14 protein-coding genes are annotated in these 16,110 nt (G+C 66.8%); 10 read left to right on the plus strand and 4 right to left on the minus strand.

Annotated features, from left to right (window positions below):
• Positions 1 to 272 precede the first annotated feature (272 nt).
• Complete coding sequence (locus tag AL755_RS23215; protein WP_150117081.1) at positions 273 to 551, plus strand: hypothetical protein; 279 nt, start codon at positions 273 to 275, stop codon at positions 549 to 551.
• A gap of 246 nt (positions 552 to 797) precedes the next feature.
• Here AL755_RS23215 and sepH read toward each other — a convergent pair whose 3' ends face one another.
• A complete protein-coding gene (gene sepH / locus AL755_RS08790; RefSeq protein ID WP_054010688.1) occupies positions 798 to 2,132 on the minus strand; it encodes a septation protein SepH in 1,335 nt (444 codons plus the stop codon).
• A 247-nt stretch (positions 2,133 to 2,379) separates the two neighbouring features.
• Between sepH and AL755_RS08795 the strand changes: the two genes are divergently transcribed.
• Positions 2,380 to 2,679, plus strand: coding sequence for a DUF4193 domain-containing protein (locus AL755_RS08795; protein WP_054010689.1), 300 nt, complete (start codon positions 2,380 to 2,382; stop codon positions 2,677 to 2,679).
• On the opposite strand, the gene AL755_RS08800 is transcribed toward AL755_RS08795, so the two are convergent.
• Positions 2,676 to 3,164 (minus strand): DUF3093 domain-containing protein, encoded by a 489-nt coding sequence (locus tag AL755_RS08800; RefSeq protein WP_054010690.1) that lies wholly within the window; start codon positions 3,162 to 3,164, stop codon positions 2,676 to 2,678. The genes AL755_RS08795 and AL755_RS08800 overlap by 4 nt on opposite strands.
• A 96-nt stretch (positions 3,165 to 3,260) precedes the next feature.
• Between AL755_RS08800 and dut the strand changes: the two genes are divergently transcribed.
• From dut to AL755_RS08820, 4 genes are read left to right on the plus strand one after another with little or no spacing between them, the layout of a single operon-like run.
• Positions 3,261 to 3,785, plus strand: a complete 525-nt coding sequence (gene dut / locus AL755_RS08805; protein WP_054010691.1) for a dUTP diphosphatase — start codon at positions 3,261 to 3,263, stop codon at positions 3,783 to 3,785.
• A 35-nt stretch (positions 3,786 to 3,820) separates the two neighbouring features.
• Positions 3,821 to 4,603, plus strand: a complete 783-nt coding sequence (locus AL755_RS08810) for a DUF3710 domain-containing protein (protein ID WP_082369031.1) — start codon at positions 3,821 to 3,823, stop codon at positions 4,601 to 4,603.
• A 2-nt stretch (positions 4,604 to 4,605) separates the two neighbouring features.
• Positions 4,606 to 4,941: an OB-fold nucleic acid binding domain-containing protein gene (locus AL755_RS23475; protein WP_054010692.1), complete on the plus strand. Its 336-nt coding sequence runs from the start codon at positions 4,606 to 4,608 to the stop codon at positions 4,939 to 4,941.
• A complete protein-coding gene (locus AL755_RS08820) occupies positions 4,942 to 5,643 on the plus strand; it encodes a DUF3159 domain-containing protein (protein WP_445290498.1) in 702 nt (233 codons plus the stop codon).
• Positions 5,644 to 5,653: 10 nt separating this feature from the next.
• On the opposite strand, the gene AL755_RS08825 is transcribed toward AL755_RS08820, so the two are convergent.
• Entirely contained in the window at positions 5,654 to 6,328 is a 675-nt protein-coding gene (locus tag AL755_RS08825; protein WP_054010693.1) for a potassium channel family protein, read from the minus strand.
• 1 nt (position 6,329) lies between these two features.
• Positions 6,330 to 7,001, minus strand: coding sequence for a potassium channel family protein (locus AL755_RS08830; RefSeq protein ID WP_054010694.1), 672 nt, complete (start codon positions 6,999 to 7,001; stop codon positions 6,330 to 6,332).
• 126 nt (positions 7,002 to 7,127) lie between these two features.
• On the opposite strand from AL755_RS08830, the gene AL755_RS08835 reads away from it, so the two are divergent.
• The 4 genes from AL755_RS08835 to acnA all read left to right on the plus strand — a co-directional run bounded on the left by AL755_RS08835 (position 7,128) and on the right by acnA (position 16,017).
• The gene (locus AL755_RS08835) at positions 7,128 to 9,134 is read left to right on the plus strand and encodes an APC family permease (protein WP_082369032.1); all 2,007 of its coding nucleotides are present in this window, start codon (positions 7,128 to 7,130) and stop codon (positions 9,132 to 9,134) included.
• A 15-nt stretch (positions 9,135 to 9,149) separates the two neighbouring features.
• Entirely contained in the window at positions 9,150 to 10,556 is a 1,407-nt protein-coding gene (locus AL755_RS08840) for a class I SAM-dependent RNA methyltransferase (RefSeq protein WP_054010696.1), read from the plus strand.
• A gap of 8 nt (positions 10,557 to 10,564) precedes the next feature.
• Positions 10,565 to 13,123 carry an HAD-IC family P-type ATPase gene (locus AL755_RS08845; RefSeq protein ID WP_107503828.1) on the plus strand — a complete coding sequence of 853 codons (2,559 nt, stop codon included), beginning with the start codon at positions 10,565 to 10,567 and terminating at the stop codon, positions 13,121 to 13,123.
• A gap of 68 nt (positions 13,124 to 13,191) precedes the next feature.
• A complete protein-coding gene (gene acnA, locus AL755_RS08850; protein WP_054010697.1) occupies positions 13,192 to 16,017 on the plus strand; it encodes an aconitate hydratase AcnA in 2,826 nt (941 codons plus the stop codon).
• The last annotated feature ends 93 nt before the right edge of the window (positions 16,018 to 16,110 follow it).

The following is a 16,110-nucleotide window of genomic DNA, read 5'->3' on the forward strand; positions in this document are numbered from 1 at the left end:
GAGTGTCTTAGCGGTTTGTATTTGGGTGGACACATTTTGACGCACTGACGACCCTCACCGCGATAAAACGCATGGCGTGTTCCATTACGTCACCAACACGCCGATCCATCCTTGTCGCGAGGAAAGTTATCCTGCTTGCAATAGGATCGACACCATCTCGTCAAACAACAAAACCATCATTACCTCGCACCCCGGTGGAATTTGTAGATAGCGAAGATGAATACACTATCCGTAACGGTTCGCCTGATGGCTGACTATTCCAAGGAGTAATTATGAATATCAAACGTAAACTCGCCGCCGTCGCGCTCACGGTCGGATTGCTTACCGGTGCAGGAGCCGTGGCTGTAGCGCCTGCGCAGGCCGCTACTGGCTGGGCACTCCAGAGCAGCACAAAAAGCTGCTTTCACGCTAGCTGGGGCGAATCCTGCACATATACAAAAACCTACAAGCGGACGTCAGCATTTTGCGCCAAGCCTGCCGGCAGCCTGACGGGTGGACTCGCAGCCTGGTACTCGTATTGCTACAAGACAGAACGCACCTACAGCAACTAACGCCAGACTGGGCTCGTTACAGCCAATGTCCCGAACACCATCAAATACTCCAGGCCCGAGGAAATTGATGCCCAACAAGGACGCAATCGCAGGTGCTATTTACCGACGGTTGATGGCCATCGAAATTTGATTATCGAGTTCGAGGGTGATTTGTGAAAAAGTGAAATATCCGGCCCCAATCGTCGGATATTTCACTTTTTCACAGGCCATTCCTAAAAGCCTAGCCTTGCCACCTGACAAACGCCTTTAGTCGCCCTTGGTGCCAAACACGATCTCGTCCCAGCTGGGGACGCTGGAGCGCTTGGGCTTGGCGGCAGCCTTGCGTTCCAGCCGGGCAGCGACCTCGCTGTCCGAGGGGCCGTCGGCCTCCACGGGGGCCGGAGCCGGGGTCTGTGCCGGGGCGGGGGTGGTGTCGACGCCGTGCTCGTCGGCCGTGCTGCGCAGCGACGGTGCGCCCGAAAGCGTGATTTCGCGGGTGTCCGTGCTGACCTCGCTCACGCCCACCGCGTGGTGGTCGTCGTGGTCGTGGCCGTGCAGGTTCGGCGCCAGGGACAGGAACGGGATGGACCGCAGCCGCTTCTTGCCGTGCGCGGCGTGTTCGGTGGCGCGGGCCTCGGTGTGATCGACGTCGTCGGCCGGTGCGGCGTCGTCGGCAGCGGCCTCCGCCGCCTCCTCGGGGGCATCCTGCTCATCGCGGGGGTGCGCGGCCGGCACGTGCGTGCCCAGCATGGCGGCAAGTTCGTCGTCGCCGTCCTCGTCGATGCCCAAGCGCTGGCCGCGGCGCGAACGCAGCATGTCCAGCAGGCCCGTCCCCGGGTACTCGTCGTCGGCCTGGTCCTCGGCGGCCCCGGCGTCGACGCCGTCGGCCTCCGGATCGTCCAGCTCGGAGGTGTCGGTTTCAAAATCAAAGGGGCGGTCCGCGACAGCGGCGAGGCGGCGTTCGGGGACGGGGCCGTCCACCGGTTCCAGCTCGCTGAGCTGCTGCGCCCAACGGTTGGCGTTGAACAGCGATTTCCGGCCGGTGTGGTACGTCCAGCGGGCCGGGGCCGGCTCGCCAATGCTCGTGGAGGCCCATTCGGTGCCGGGTTCAAAGTCCGCCGTGACGGTCCAGGAACCGTCGTGGACGCGCCAGGCGTCCCAGCGCAGCGTGCGCGGGTCAATGCCAAAGGCGCCCAAGCGGTGCACGACCATTTCATCCAGCGTCGCCGAGTTCTCTCCAAAGGCGGAACGGTAGCCGTCATTGCCGGGAGTGGCGCCAGCCACCTCCACCTTGCGGGCCTGCGCGGCGACGTGCTCGCGTTCGGCCAGCACGGGGCCCTCGTAACGGCGCACCTGCTCCAGGGAAAGCCCGGAATGTTCGGCCACGTCGGCGGCCGTGGCACCGCCACGGATCTGGGCCTGGATTTCCCGCGGGGACAAACGGGTCCCGGAGGAGCCGCCCTGCGAGGGCCGGCGCGGGGACCGGGTGGTTGCCATGCGCAACGCTTCGTCAATGGGCAGCAGGAAAATTTCTCCGCCGGTTCCACTGAGAAGCAGGTGTTCGCCATCTTCATGGACACCCACCAAACGTAGATCCGTCATGCTGCCCTCCAAAGGTCCTCTAGTTACACTGAAAAACTTTGCCACTGAACGCCGGCAAATCCTACGACCGGCGCAGGCGTGGCGTGAACGGGTCTGAAATTCCCGCCTATTCGCCGCCAGAGCGACCGGCCGCTACGCCTGCCGCGAACGCGGGCATATTTGTGGCCGTGCCAATCGTTGACGTCTCTAGGGTAATGGCTGTATTTGCCCTGGTGGTGAAGTCAACGAAAAAGGTAGTGGAGTAAAAATGGCAACTGATTATGATGCACCGCGCAAGACCGAGGAGGAAACGGCCCGCGAGAGCTTCCAACTCCAGACGGTGCGCCCGTCGGGACAGTCCTCGGCCGTCGTCGATTTTGACGAGACCGATCTTGCCGACAGCTATGAGCTTCCCGGTGCGGACCTGTCGGGGGAGGAGCTCGCCGTTGAGGTGATGCCGGCCCAGGCCGACGAATTTACGTGTTCGTCGTGCTTCCTGGTGCGGCACCGCTCCCAGCTGGCCCGCGAAAAGGACGGGCTGATGTACTGCCGGGACTGCGAAGGCTAGTTGGCGCGGTCCGGGTTTGCGCCCAGGGCGGCGGCCAGGTGCTCGGGATTGCGGGAGGACGCAAGCCAGTACGGCGTGGCGTCGTTGGGGTCCGTGATCTCGATCTTGACCACGGGGTTGATCCAGCCGCGGATGCACAGGTAGGCCAGGCCGTTGAGCTTGGTTCCGCGCTGCGCCGTGGCGTCCTCGCCGCGGTAGGCGGTGACCTCACCGATGTACTGGCGTTCGATCACGGCCCGCCCCACCTGCAAGGTGGTGGCGGTGACCTCGATCTTCGGTGTCGACAGCACCAGCAGCACGGTCTGGAGCACCAGCAGGCCGGCGAACGCCAAGTAGCCGGCCAGCGGGCTGATGGGGATCAGGATCAGGATGCCCGCTGACGACAACCCCAGCACGATCACCCAGGCCCAAACATTGGGCCACAGTTTTTCGGTGTACGTCGCTGTGGACAGGGGGGTGGCGTTGAGCGCCGACTCGGAAGACATGGGTCAAGCTTTTCACCTTTTGGCCCTTAATTCATCTTGGGCCCGCCTGCCGGGCGGTGGGCGCCCCGGCGTTGGTTCGCGATAGAGTGAGTTGTTGTGACCAATCAGACTTTCCCCCCTTCCCCCGAAGCTGCCGACGCCGCGCACGTGCTGACGGTCCAGCTGCGCATGCTCGACGACGGCATCGAGGCCCCCAGCTACGCCCACCCCGGTGATGCCGGCGCCGACCTGCGCACCAGGATCGACGTCGTACTGGCCCCCGGGCAGCGCGTGCTGGTGCCCACGGGCGTCGCGATCGCCCTCCCGTTCGGCTATGTGGCGCTCGTCCACCCGCGGTCCGGGCTTGCCACCAAGCACGGGCTCACCATTGTCAACAGCCCGGGCACGGTCGATGCCGGGTACCGTGGCGAAATCTCCGTCACGCTCCTGAACACCGACACCCACCACCCCATCACGTTGTCCCGGGGCGATAGAATTGCCCAACTGGTCATTCAACGCGTCGAGCAGGCAGCGTTTGAACTGGTGGCCGAATTGCCCGATTCCCAGCGCGGCACCGGCGGGTTTGGCTCCACCGGCGGATTTGGCTCCGCAGCCCCGCAAACCGTGCCCGGCGTCGGCTAACCACCGTTCCATCATTCACAAGGAGTTTTCATCCCATGGCTTTTGGGTTCGGCAAGAAAAAGAACACCGGCACCGTTGACGACGCGGCCGGGCAGGACGCCCCGCAGGACACTGCATCCGACGCGGCACAGCCCGCCGACGGTGTGGTGGCACTGCCTCCGGATCCGTCCGACACCGCGTACGACCGAGCCCTGCACGGCCCGTTCGACGCCGCCGAAATTGAGACGACCGACGGCTACGTCGACCTTGGCGCCCTGCTCATCACCCCGCGCGAAGGCCTGGCCCTGCGCCTGGAGGTTGAGGAAAGCACCCAGCGCGTCATCGCGGTCACCCTTGACCTGAACGGTTCAAGCCTGCAGTTGCAGGCCTTTGCGGCGTCGCGGTCGGAAAAGCTGTGGCGTGACATCCGCGAACAGATCGGCTTGTCCGTCGGTTCGCAGGGCGGCGAGATCGAGATCCTCGACGGCACCTTCGGCAAGGAAGTCCTGGCCAAGGTTCCGGCACAGGCCGCCGACGGCAGCAAGGGCTTCCGCGTGGCGCGCTTCATCGGCGTCGACGGCCCCCGCTGGTTCCTGCGCGGTGTGCTGGGCGGGGACGCCGCGGTGAACCGTGAAGCCGCGGAGGAACTGGAAAACCTGTTCCGCGGCGTAGTGGTGGTGCGTGGGGAAACCCCGCTGCCCCCGCGCGACCTGCTGGTGCTGCGCCTGCCCAAGGACGCCGTGGCCGGCCCCGAGGGCATGGTCCCCGGCGACCACGCCGCACCCGCCCAGGGTGGGGAACCGTTCCGCCGCGGCCCCGAAATCACGGCGATCGGCTAAACATGCCGCTTGAGCAGGGGTCCTGGCCGGCATCGGTGGCCATCAATGAGCTGCCGGTGCGCGGCCGCGCCGTATGCAGCGGCGTGATCGACGCCGTCACGATCCTCCCGGCATCAGCGGCCCCGGAATTCACCGCCATCATGACGGACCGGGAGTTCCACCGGGTTGCCGGCGACGGCGGCAGCCACCGGGTCCGCCTGGTGTGGCTGGGCCGGCGCCGGGTGCCCGGCGTGGTGGTGGGCACCCGCCTGCGCATCGAGGGCATGGTTTCACGCCGCGACGGCCTGCCCACCGTCTACAACCCCCGCTACGAAATTATTGGAACGCAGGAGACATAGTTGGCCACGAACATGGACAAAGACGACGCCGGAACCCCCGCGGCAGCCGGCGGCTTCGCCGGGCTGGCCCAGGAAATGGCGGCAAAGTCGGCCCTGGTGCGCAAGGACAATGGCCACATCGACCTGCTGGCCGCCGCCGGGGGAGTGCGCGGCATCGCCGAAAGCGTGCTGCCGGGCCTCGTGTTCCTGGTGATCTTCACGGTCAGCCGCAACCTGAACTGGTCGCTGCTGGCTTCGGTGGCCGTGGCGCTCGTGTTCCTCGTGATGCGGCTGGTCCAGCGGACGCCGCTGACCCAGGCACTGGCCGGCATTGCCGGCGTCGCGCTGTCGGCGGTGCTGGCCATGACCACGGGCAAGGCCGAAAACTACTACCTGGTGGGGTTCCTGACCAACGCCGGCTACATTGCGGCCATGGTGGTCTCGATCGCCGTCCGCTGGCCCGTCCTGGGCCTGCTCTTCGGCTACGCCCGCAACGAGGGCGTGCGCTGGCGGGCCAAGCCCGAGCGGCTGCGCGCCTACCGGGTGGCCACCTGGATCATCGTGGCCGTCATGGCCGCCCGGCTCGCCGTGCAGCTGCCCCTGTACTTCACCAACAACGTGGACGCCCTGGGCGCCATGCGCCTGATCATGGGCGTGCCGCTGTACGCGCTGGGCCTGTGGGTGGCATGGCTGCTCAGCCGCCCCGTGGCCACCGAAGGCTAGCCGGAGGAGGCTAGCCCGCCAGGCCGGGATCGGAGGACAGGAGCGCCCGAAGCTCGTCCTCGGCGGCGATCGTGGAGATGAAGAACAGCTCGTCCCCGCCCTCGATCACGTCGTCGTTGCTGGGCGTTATGGGGGCCTCGTCGCGCAGGATCGCCACCAGGGTGGCATCCTGCGGCCAGTCCACGGCACCCACCATGCGGCCAATTACGTGGGATTCCCCGGGGACCGTGAACTCCACGAGGGAGGCCACACCGGCCTGCAAAGTCAGCAGGCGCACCAGGTCGCCGATCTCCACGGCCTCCTCCACCAGCGCCGTCATCAGGCGCGGGGTGTTCACTGCCACATCAACGCCCCAGGAGTCGTCAAACATCCAGTCGTTCTTGGGATTGTTCACGCGCCCCACGGTGCGGCCCACGCCAAATTCGGTCTTGGCCAGCAGCGAGACCACCAGGTTGACCTTGTCATCCCCCGTGGCGGAGACCACGACGTCGGCCTCCTCCAGCTTGGCCTCCCGCAGGGTGCTGATTTCGCAGGCATCACCCACGAGCCAGCGCGCGCCGCGCAGCCCGCTCTTGCCGATCACCTCGGGCTTGGGGTCGATCAGCAGCAGCTCGTGGCCGTGCGAGAGCAGTTCGCGGGCAATGGAGCAGCCAACGCTGCCGGCCCCCACAATGACAACTAGCACGTCAATTCTCCTTTACCGGCGGGGCCGCCAAGATCCGGGCCACCTCCGCCGTGTCTGTGCCCTGCACCATGGCATGGACGGTGTCACCTTGCTGGTAACTGGTGTCGGGTCCGGGCAGCATGCCCTCGCCAAAGCGGGTCAGGTAGGCCACCCGCAGGGGCGCCGCATTTTCCAGGTCGTCAATGTGCCGGCCAATCCAGCCGTCATTGAGCGAAAGCTCGGTCAGGATCAGCCGGCCGGAAGGCTCCCGGAAATCGCCCTTGATGGCGGTTTCGGGCAGGATCCGGCGCAGCACCTGGTCGGCGCTCCAGCGCACGGCCGCGACCGTGGGGATGCCCAGGCGCTGGTAGATCTCGGCGCGGCCGGGATCGTAGATCCGCGCCACCACGTGCTCCACATGGAAGGTCTCCCGGGCCACGCGGGTGGCCAGGATGTTGGAGTTGTCACCACTGGAGACCGCGGCAAAGGCGTAGGCGTTCTCAATGTCGGCCTGCTTCAGGGTGGCCTGGTCAAAGCCGACGCCGGTGATCTTGCGACCGCCGAAGCCTGTGCGCAAGCGGCGGAAGGCGCGTTCGTCCTGGTCGATGATGGCCACGGAATGGCCGGAATCTTCCAGGGTGTGGGCCAGGGTGGCCCCCACGCGTCCGCAGCCCATGATCACAAAGTGTGCCAATGATGCTCCTCGTTTAAGGGCACTGCAATGCAGTGCGGCTACTAATCTGACGCGTTGGGCGCCCGCCGGTCAAGTCGGGACGGCGGACGTTCCTACAAGGGAAGTCTGTCACGGGCGGCGTCCGTCATGACTTTAGCCCCGCGAGGGACTAGCGTTACCCGCGTGCTGAATTTCTTCAACGCGTTCAAGCGAGTCCTTGTCGGGCGGCCCTTCCGCAACGACAAGCTCGCCCATACGCTGCTGCCCAAACGTATCGCGCTGCCCGTTTTTGCCTCGGACGCGCTGTCCTCGGTGGCGTATGCGCCCGACGAAATCCTCCTGACCCTGGCCCTGGCCGGCGTCGCCTCGGTGGCCCTGGCGCCCTGGGTGGGCCTGGCCGTCATGGTGGTGCTGCTCACGGTGGTGGCCTCCTACCGGCAAAATGTCCACGCCTACCCGTCCGGCGGCGGCGACTATGAGATCGCGAACGTCAACCTTGGCAAGTCGGCCGGCCTGACGGTGGCGTCGGCCCTGCTGGTCGACTACGTGCTGACGGTGGCCGTGTCGATGTCCTCGGCCGCCAACTACCTGGCCACGGCGGTGCCCGGCATGCACGGCACCCAGGCCGTGGTCGCCGTCATCGGCGTCATAGTCCTGGCGCTCGTGAACCTGCGCGGCATCAAGGAGGCCGGCAGCGTGTTTGCCGTGCCGACCTATATCTTCATGTTCTGCATCTTCGCCATGACCGGCGTGGGGCTGTTCCAGGCCGCCACCGGCAGCCTGGGGCGGGCGCCGTCGGCCGACTTCACGATCGTCCCGGAGGCGGCCTTCAACCAGGGCCTGGTGGGCCTTGCCGGGGCGTTCCTGCTGCTGCGCGCGTTCTCCTCCGGTGCCGCGGCCCTGACCGGTGTGGAGGCCATCAGCAACGGCGTGCCGAACTTCAAGAAACCCAAGAGCAAGAACGCCGCCACCACCTTGCTGCTGCTCGGCGCCATGGCCGCCGGCATGATGGCCGGCATCCTGTTCCTGGCCAACGCCACCGGCGTGCACATCGTGGCCGACCCCGCCACCGAATTCCTCGTCAACGGCCAGCCGCCCGCGGCCGGCTACGTGCAAAACCCCTCCATCAGCCAGATCGCCGGCACCATCTTCGGCATCGGCTCCATCCCGTTCTTCATCATCGTGGCCGCCACCGGCGTGATCCTGGTGTTCGCCTCCAACACCGCCTTCAACGGCTTCCCCGTGCTCGCCTCGATCCTGGCCCGCGACGGCTACCTGCCCCGCCAGCTGCGCACCCGCGGGGACCGGCTGGCGTTCAGCAACGGCGTGATCCTGCTGGCCATCGGCGCCCTGGTGCTGATCATTTCCTTCGACGCCGACGTCACAAAGCTGATCCAGCTCTACATCGTGGGCGTGTTCATCTCCTTCACTGCCAGCCAGATCGGCATGGTCCGGCACTGGACGCGGGAACTGCGCACCGTGAAGGACAAGGCCGTCCGGTTCCGCATGAAGCGCTCACGGGTGATCAACAGCGTGGGCTTCTTCATGACGCTGACGGTGCTGATCATCGTGCTGATCACCAAGTTCGAACAGGGCGCCTGGATCGCCCTGCTGGCCATGGCGGTGCTGTTCGCCATCATGTGGAGCATCCACGCCCACTACACGAACGTGGCAAAGGAACTGGCCGTGGAGACGGACTCCACCGTGGGGGCCCTGCCGTCCCGGATCCACGCCATCATCCTGGTCTCGCACGTCCGCAAGCCCGTCATGCGGGCCCTGGCGTTTGCCCGGGCGTCACGGCCGTCGTCGTTGGAGGCCATCACGGTTGATTTGGACCCCGCGGAGACCGAGGCAACCATCGCGGATTGGGACAGGCTCTCCATCCCGGTACCGTTGACTGTGTTGGCGAGCCCGTACCGGGAGACGCTGACACCGCTGATCAGCCACATCAAGGCCATGCGGCGCGACTCTCCGCGCGACCTGATTGTGGTGTACATCCCGGAATACGTGGTGGGCAAATGGTGGGAGCAGCTGGTGCACAACCAGACGGCCCTGCGCATAAAGACGCGATTGCATTTTGAACCCGGCGTCGTGGTGGCGAGCGTGCCCTGGCAGCTCAAGTCCTCCACCGACGCAAAGAAGTACCAAGAATAGAAGAGCATAAAGCCCATGAGCGATACCCCCAGCACCATGTCCCGCCTCACCGTCACCGTGGGACCCGTGGCCCACGGCGGCCACTGTGTGGCCCGGCATGAGGGCCGCGTCATCTTTGTCCGGCACGCCATCCCCGGCGAGACCGTGGAGATTGCGCTGACCGAGCACGACGACGACGCCAAGTTCTGGCGCGCCGACGTCACCAAGGTCCTCGAAGCGGCCCCCGAGCGCGTCAACCACTTCTGGCCCGAGGCCGACGCCCTGCGCGCCGGTGCCCGCGGCGCGTCCCCCATCGGCGGGGCCGAGTTCGGCCACATTTCCCGGCCGGGCCAGCTGGCCCTGAAAACCGCAGTGGTCCGCGAACAGCTCGAACGCCTCGGCAAGATGGCTGCTGCCGACATCGACGCGGTGTTCGCCGGCGTCGAGGACGTGGATGCCAACGGCAGCGAAGCGCAGGCGGCCGGCCTGGGCTGGCGCACCCGCGTGGGCTTCGCGGTCACCCCCGGCGGCAAGCTGGGCATGCACGCACACCGCTCCCACACGGTGCTGCCCGTCCATGAAATGCCGCTGGCCGTCCCGGTCGTCGACGACCTCCGCCTGTGGGAGCTTGACTACACCGGCATCGAGCGCGTGGAGGTTGCGGCCCCCGCCAACGGCTCCGGCGTGCTGGTGCTGCTGGCCCCGGCCCCCGGACTGGGGGAGAAGGCCGCCGGGCACGCGCTCAAGCGCATCTCCCGCGCCCTGGCCGGCCGTCCCGTGCCGCCGTCGGTTGCCGGCTGGAACCCGGAAACCGGGGCCATCTCGGTCATCAACGGCCGCGGCTGGGTCAAGGAAACCACCGACGACCACGAGTTCCGGGTCACCGGCGACGGCTTCTGGCAGATCCACCGCAACGCCCCCAAGGTCCTCACCGATGCCGCCCTCGGCTTCCTGCTTGCGGGCGGGCACCTCAACGACGGCGCCAACGTCGCCGACCTGTACGCGGGCGCCGGGCTGTTCACCGCACCCCTGGCCGACGCCGTCGGCCCCGAGGGCAGCGTCCTGTCCGTGGAGGGCGCACCCGGCACCAGCCGGGACGCGCGCAAGAACCTCCACGCCGCGAGCCAGGTGCAGATTGTCCAGGGCCGCGTCGAGCGCGTGCTGGCCGAAAAGCTGCCCGAGGGCGGGCGCCGCCGCTTCGACGCCGTGGTCCTTGACCCGCCGCGCGCAGGCGCCGGCAAGATCGCCGTCCGGGCGCTCATCGCCACCCGGCCCGCGGCCATCGCCTACGTCTCCTGCGACCCGGCAGCCTTTGCCCGCGACGTGTCCTACTTCGCCGCGGCCGGCTGGACCGTTTCGAAGCTGCGCGCGTTCGATTTGTACCCGCACACCCACCACGTGGAGACGGTGGCACTGCTGACCCCGGCGGCCCGGGCAGTCTAGGCGCGTCCTTGAACCGGGACCTGACCCGCAGCAAACCAAAAAGCACCATCCTGGCTGAGCGGCGCGACGAACACCGTCGCGCCGCCCTGGCCGAGGCCCGGGCAAGGCTGGCGCCGGTCGACGCCGTCGTGCTGGCACGGGACGGGCTCGACGCCGCCCAGCTGGCCGAACGCCGGGACGCCGAGCTCGTCAACGTGGTGGCGCACGAGAGCAGCCGCAGCATTGCCGCGATCGTGCGCTCCAACGTGTTGACGTTGTTCAACGGAGTGCTGGGCAGCGCCCTTGTGCTGGTGCTGCTGGTCGGGGACCCCCGGGACGCCCTGTTTGGCTTCATCGTGCTGGCCAACGCCGCGATCGGGGTGCTGCAGGAATACCGGGCCAAGCGCACGCTCGACAAACTCGCCGTGCTGCACGCACCCAAGGCCCGGGTGCGCCGCGGCGGCACCGACCACGACATCGCCGTGGCCGAGGTCCTTCAGGACGACGTCCTGCTGCTGCGCACCGGCGACCAGATCCCGGCGGACGCGATCGTCCTCTCCGCCGAGTCGCTGGAGGTTGACGAATCGCTGCTGACGGGGGAGTCGGACCCCGTCGTCAAGGGACCCGGGGACTTGGCGCTGTCCGGCTCGGCCGTCGTGGCCGGACACGGCGCCGCGAGGGTCCACCGGGTCGGTGCCGAGTCCTACGCCAGCGCTCTCACGGCCGAGGCCCGCCGGTTCTCGCTGGTCAACTCGGAAATCCGCAATTCGATCAACCGGATCATCCTGTACATCACCTGGGCATTGATTCCCATCATCCTGCTCGTCATCAACGGCCAGATGAACGCCCACGGCGGCTGGGCCGAATCCATCAACTCCGGCAAATGGCGAGAGGCCGTGGTGAGCGCCGTGGCCAGCATCGTGGCGATGATCCCCGAGGGCCTGGTGCTGCTGACCAGTGTTTCCTTCGGCCTGGCCGCCGTGACGCTGGCCCGGCGCAACGTGCTGGTCCAGGAGCTGCCGGCCGTGGAGGGCCTGGCCCGCGTGGACATGGTGTGCCTGGACAAGACCGGCACGCTGACCGAGGGGCGGATGGAGCTGGCCGACACCACCGTCCTGGCCGCCGTGCCCGGCTGGGAAAGCGCTCTGGCGTTCTCGGCCGTCCACCCCAACGCCAACGCGACGGCGGCCGCCCTGGCCCCCGCCTACGGGACCCCGCCCACGGACGCGCCGGCTTGGATCGTCCCGTTCAGCAGCGCCCGCAAATACAGCGCCGCCACGTTTGGTACCGGCTCGACGGCGGCCGGCACCTGGGTGCTCGGCGCGCCCGACATCGTGCTGGCCGCGGGCAGCCTCGACGGCAGCGTCGACGGCAGTCTTGAGACGGGCCACGACGACGCGCTGACGCTCTCCCACGACCTCGCCGGGCGCGGACTGCGCGCCGTCGTCCTGGCCCACCGGCCGGCGTCGAACCTCGTGGAAGGTGAAGGCGAGCTGGAGCTGGCCGGCCTGGTGCCCGTGGCGCTGCTGGCGTTCCGGGAAAAGGTGCGCCCGGACGCCGCCGCCACCCTGCAATACTTCCGCGACCAGGGCGTGGCGCTGAAGATCATCTCCGGCGACAACCCGCGCACCGTGGCGGCCGTGGCCCGCGACGTCGGCTTTGACTTCTCCGGCGACGGCTTCGACGCCCGGGAACTGCCCGCCGAGCGCGACGCCATGGCGGAGGTCCTGGCCCGCGAAAGCGTTCTGGGACGCGTAACACCCGAGCAAAAAAAGTCCATTGTGCTGGCCCTGCAGAGCCGCGGCCACGTGGTGGCCATGACGGGCGACGGCGTCAACGACGCCCTGGCGCTCAAGCACGCCGACATCGGCATCGCGATGGGCACGGGCGCACCCGCGACGAAGGCAGTCTCGCGCCTGGTGCTCCTGGACGGCCAGTTCTCGCACCTGCCCTCCGTGGTGGCGGAAGGGCGGCGGGTCATCGCCAATGTGGAGCGCGTGGCCAACCTGTTCCTGACCAAGACCGCCTACGCCGTCATCATCTCGATCGTGATCGGCATCCTGTTGTGGCGCTACCCGTTCCTGCCGCGGCAGCTGTCCATTGTGAGTTCCATGACCATCGGCATCCCGGCGTTCTTCCTTGCGTTGCTGCCCAACGCCCGGCGCTACCAGCCCGGATTCCTGCGCCGGGCGCTGCTGTTCTCCGTCCCGGCCGGCGCCATCCTGGCCGGCTGCATCATGGCCGTGTACGCATTCTCCCGGGCGTTCCCCAACCCGCTGCTTACCGACGCCGAAGCCGTCACCACGGGCCAAACCGCCACGACCATGACGGTGCTGCTGGTGGCCCTGTGGGTGCTGGGCGCCCTGGCCCGGCCGTTCGACGTTTGGCGGGCCCTGCTGGTGGCAGCCATGGTGGCCGGGCTGGTGTTGATCATGGCCATCCCGTTCGCCCGGAATTTCTTTGCCCTCGACATCCCGTCCGGACCCCTCCTAGCGGTTACGATTGGCGTAACTGCAACAGGTTGCCTGGCGGTCGAACTGCTGTACCGTTTCCTGAAAAAGCACGGGGCCGTCTCCGAACGCGAGTAAGGTGTGCCTAACTGGCACCGATTCCTTTGCGTGACAAAGATAAAAGTAGTGGCGAGAGGAGTCCATCGATGACAAATGTGGACAGTTTTGGTTCCAAAGGCGTACTTAATGTTGCCGGAACCGACTACGAGATTTTCCGACTGAACTCGGTTGAAGGCGCGAAGAGCCTTCCGTTCAGCCTCAAGGTATTGCTGGAGAACCTTTTGCGCACCGAAGACGGTGCGAATATCACCGCCGATCACGTGCGTGCATTGGCAGGTTGGGACCCTAACGCGGAGCCCGACACCGAAATCCAGTTCACCCCGGCCCGCGTCATCATGCAGGACTTCACCGGAGTTCCCTGCATCGTTGACCTGGCCACCATGCGCGAGGCCGTGAAGGAACTTGGCGGTGACCCGACCCGGGTGAACCCGCTGGCTCCGGCCGAGATGGTGATCGACCACTCCGTGCAGATTGACGTGTTCGGCAACTCCGGCGCCGTTGAGCGCAACATGGAGATCGAATACCAGCGCAACGGCGAGCGTTACCAGTTCCTGCGCTGGGGCCAGACCGCATTCGAAGACTTCAAGGTCGTCCCCCCGGGCATGGGCATCGTGCACCAGGTCAACATTGAGTACCTGGCCCGTACCGTCATGACCCGCACGGTCGACGGCGTGCTCCGCGCCTACCCGGACACCCTGGTCGGCACCGACTCGCACACCACCATGGTCAACGGCCTGGGCGTGCTGGGTTGGGGCGTTGGCGGCATCGAGGCCGAGGCCGCCATGCTGGGCCAGCCCGTCTCCATGCTGATCCCGCGCGTCGTCGGCTTCAAGCTGACCGGCGCCATCCCGGCCGGCGCCACCGCGACCGACGTCGTGCTGACCATCACCGAGAAGCTGCGCAAGCACGGTGTTGTCGGCAAGTTCGTGGAATTCTACGGCGAGGGTGTTGCGGCAGTGCCGCTGGCCAACCGCGCCACGATCGGCAACATGAGCCCGGAGTTCGGCTCCACGGCTGCCATGTTCCCGATCGACTCCGTCACGATCGACTACCTGCGCCTGACCGGCCGTTCCGACGACCAGCTTGCCCTGGTCGAGGCGTACGCCAAGGAGCAGGGCCTCTGGCACGATCCCTCCGTCGAGATCAAGTTCTCCGAGTACCTCGAGCTGGACCTCTCCACGGTGGTTCCCTCGATCTCCGGCCCGAAGCGTCCCCAGGACCGCATCGAGCTCACGAACGCCAAGGGCCAGTTCCGTTCGGACCTGAAGAACTACGTTGCAGCGGATGCAAACGCCGACGGCAACACGGTGGACGAGTCGCTGGAAGAATCCTTCCCGGCCTCCGACGCCCCGTCCTTCACGCATGCCGACAACCACGCCAACGACACCGAGCGCGTAGTGGTTTCCGCCGCCGCCGGTGCCAACGGCCGCGCGTCGGCCCCGATCCACGTGAAGAACGAATCCGGCGTCGAGTTTGAACTCGACCACGGTGCCGTCTCGATCGCCTCGATCACCTCCTGCACCAACACGTCCAACCCGTCGGTCATGCTGGCGGCGGCAGTGCTGGCCCGCAACGCCGTCAACAAGGGCCTGGTCTCCAAGCCCTGGGTCAAGACCTCCGTTGCCCCCGGCTCCAAGGTAGTCACCGACTACTACGAAAAGTCCGGCCTGGTGCCGTACCTGGAGAAGCTCGGCTTCTACACGGTCGGCTACGGCTGCGCCACCTGCATCGGCAACTCCGGCCCGCTGGACACCGAAATCTCCGCGGCCATCGCCGAGAACGACCTCTCCGTGACGGCCGTGCTCTCCGGTAACCGCAACTTCGAGGGCCGCATCAACCCGGACGTGAAGATGAACTACCTGGCCTCCCCGCCACTGGTCATCGCCTACGCCCTGGCCGGAAGCATGGACTTCGACTTCGAGACCGACGCCCTGGGCCAGGACGACGCCGGCAACGACGTCTTCCTTGCCGACATCTGGCCGAACCCGGTGGAAGTCCAGGAAGTCATGGACGCCTCGATCGACCGCGAGATGTTCACGAACTCCTACGCCACCATCTTCGACGGTGACGACCGCTGGAAGTCCCTGGAGACCCCGGAAGGCAACACCTTCGAATGGGATCCCAAGTCCACCTACGTGCGCAAGCCCCCGTACTTCGAGGGCATGAAGGCCGAGGCCGAGCCCGTTGAGGACATCACCGGCGCCCGCGTCCTGCTCAAGCTGGGCGACTCGGTCACGACCGACCACATCAGCCCGGCCGGTTCGTTCAAGTCCGAAACCCCCGCCGGCCAGTACCTGCTGGCCAACGGCGTGGAACGCAAGGACTTCAACTCCTACGGCTCACGCCGTGGAAACCACGAGGTCATGATTCGCGGCACCTTCGCGAACATCCGCATCCGCAACCAGCTCCTGGACAACGTGGAGGGCGGTTTCACCCGCGACTTCACGGTTGCCGGCGGCCCGCAGGCCTACGTCTACGACGCCTCCATCAACTACCAGGCCGCGGGCACCCCGCTGGTGGTCCTCGCGGGCAAGGAATACGGTTCCGGCTCCTCGCGTGACTGGGCTGCCAAGGGTACGGCACTGTTGGGCGTGAAGGCGGTTGTGGCCGAAAGCTACGAGCGCATCCACCGTTCCAACCTGATCGGCATGGGCGTGCTGCCGCTGCAGTACCCGGCCGGCCAGAACGCCGAGTCCCTGGGCCTGAGCGGCACCGAGACGTTCTCCGTCGAGGGTGTGACCGAGCTGAACAACGGCACCACGCCGAAGACGCTCAAGGTCACCGCCACCGCCGAGGACGGCACGCCGGTCAGCTTCGACGCCGTGCTGCGCATCGACACCCCAGGCGAAGCGGACTACTACCGCAACGGCGGCATCCTGCAGTACGTGCTGCGCCAGATCTCCGGATCCTAGCAGCAACGCACGTCCGCAAGGGCGGGTACCCGGTTTTCCGGGTACCCGCCCTCGCGGCGTTTAATGTGCTTTCCGCCACCGAATCGGCCCCCG

This window comes from Arthrobacter sp. ERGS1:01, assembly GCF_001281315.1.
Classification (GTDB): Bacteria; Actinomycetota; Actinomycetes; order Actinomycetales; family Micrococcaceae; genus Specibacter.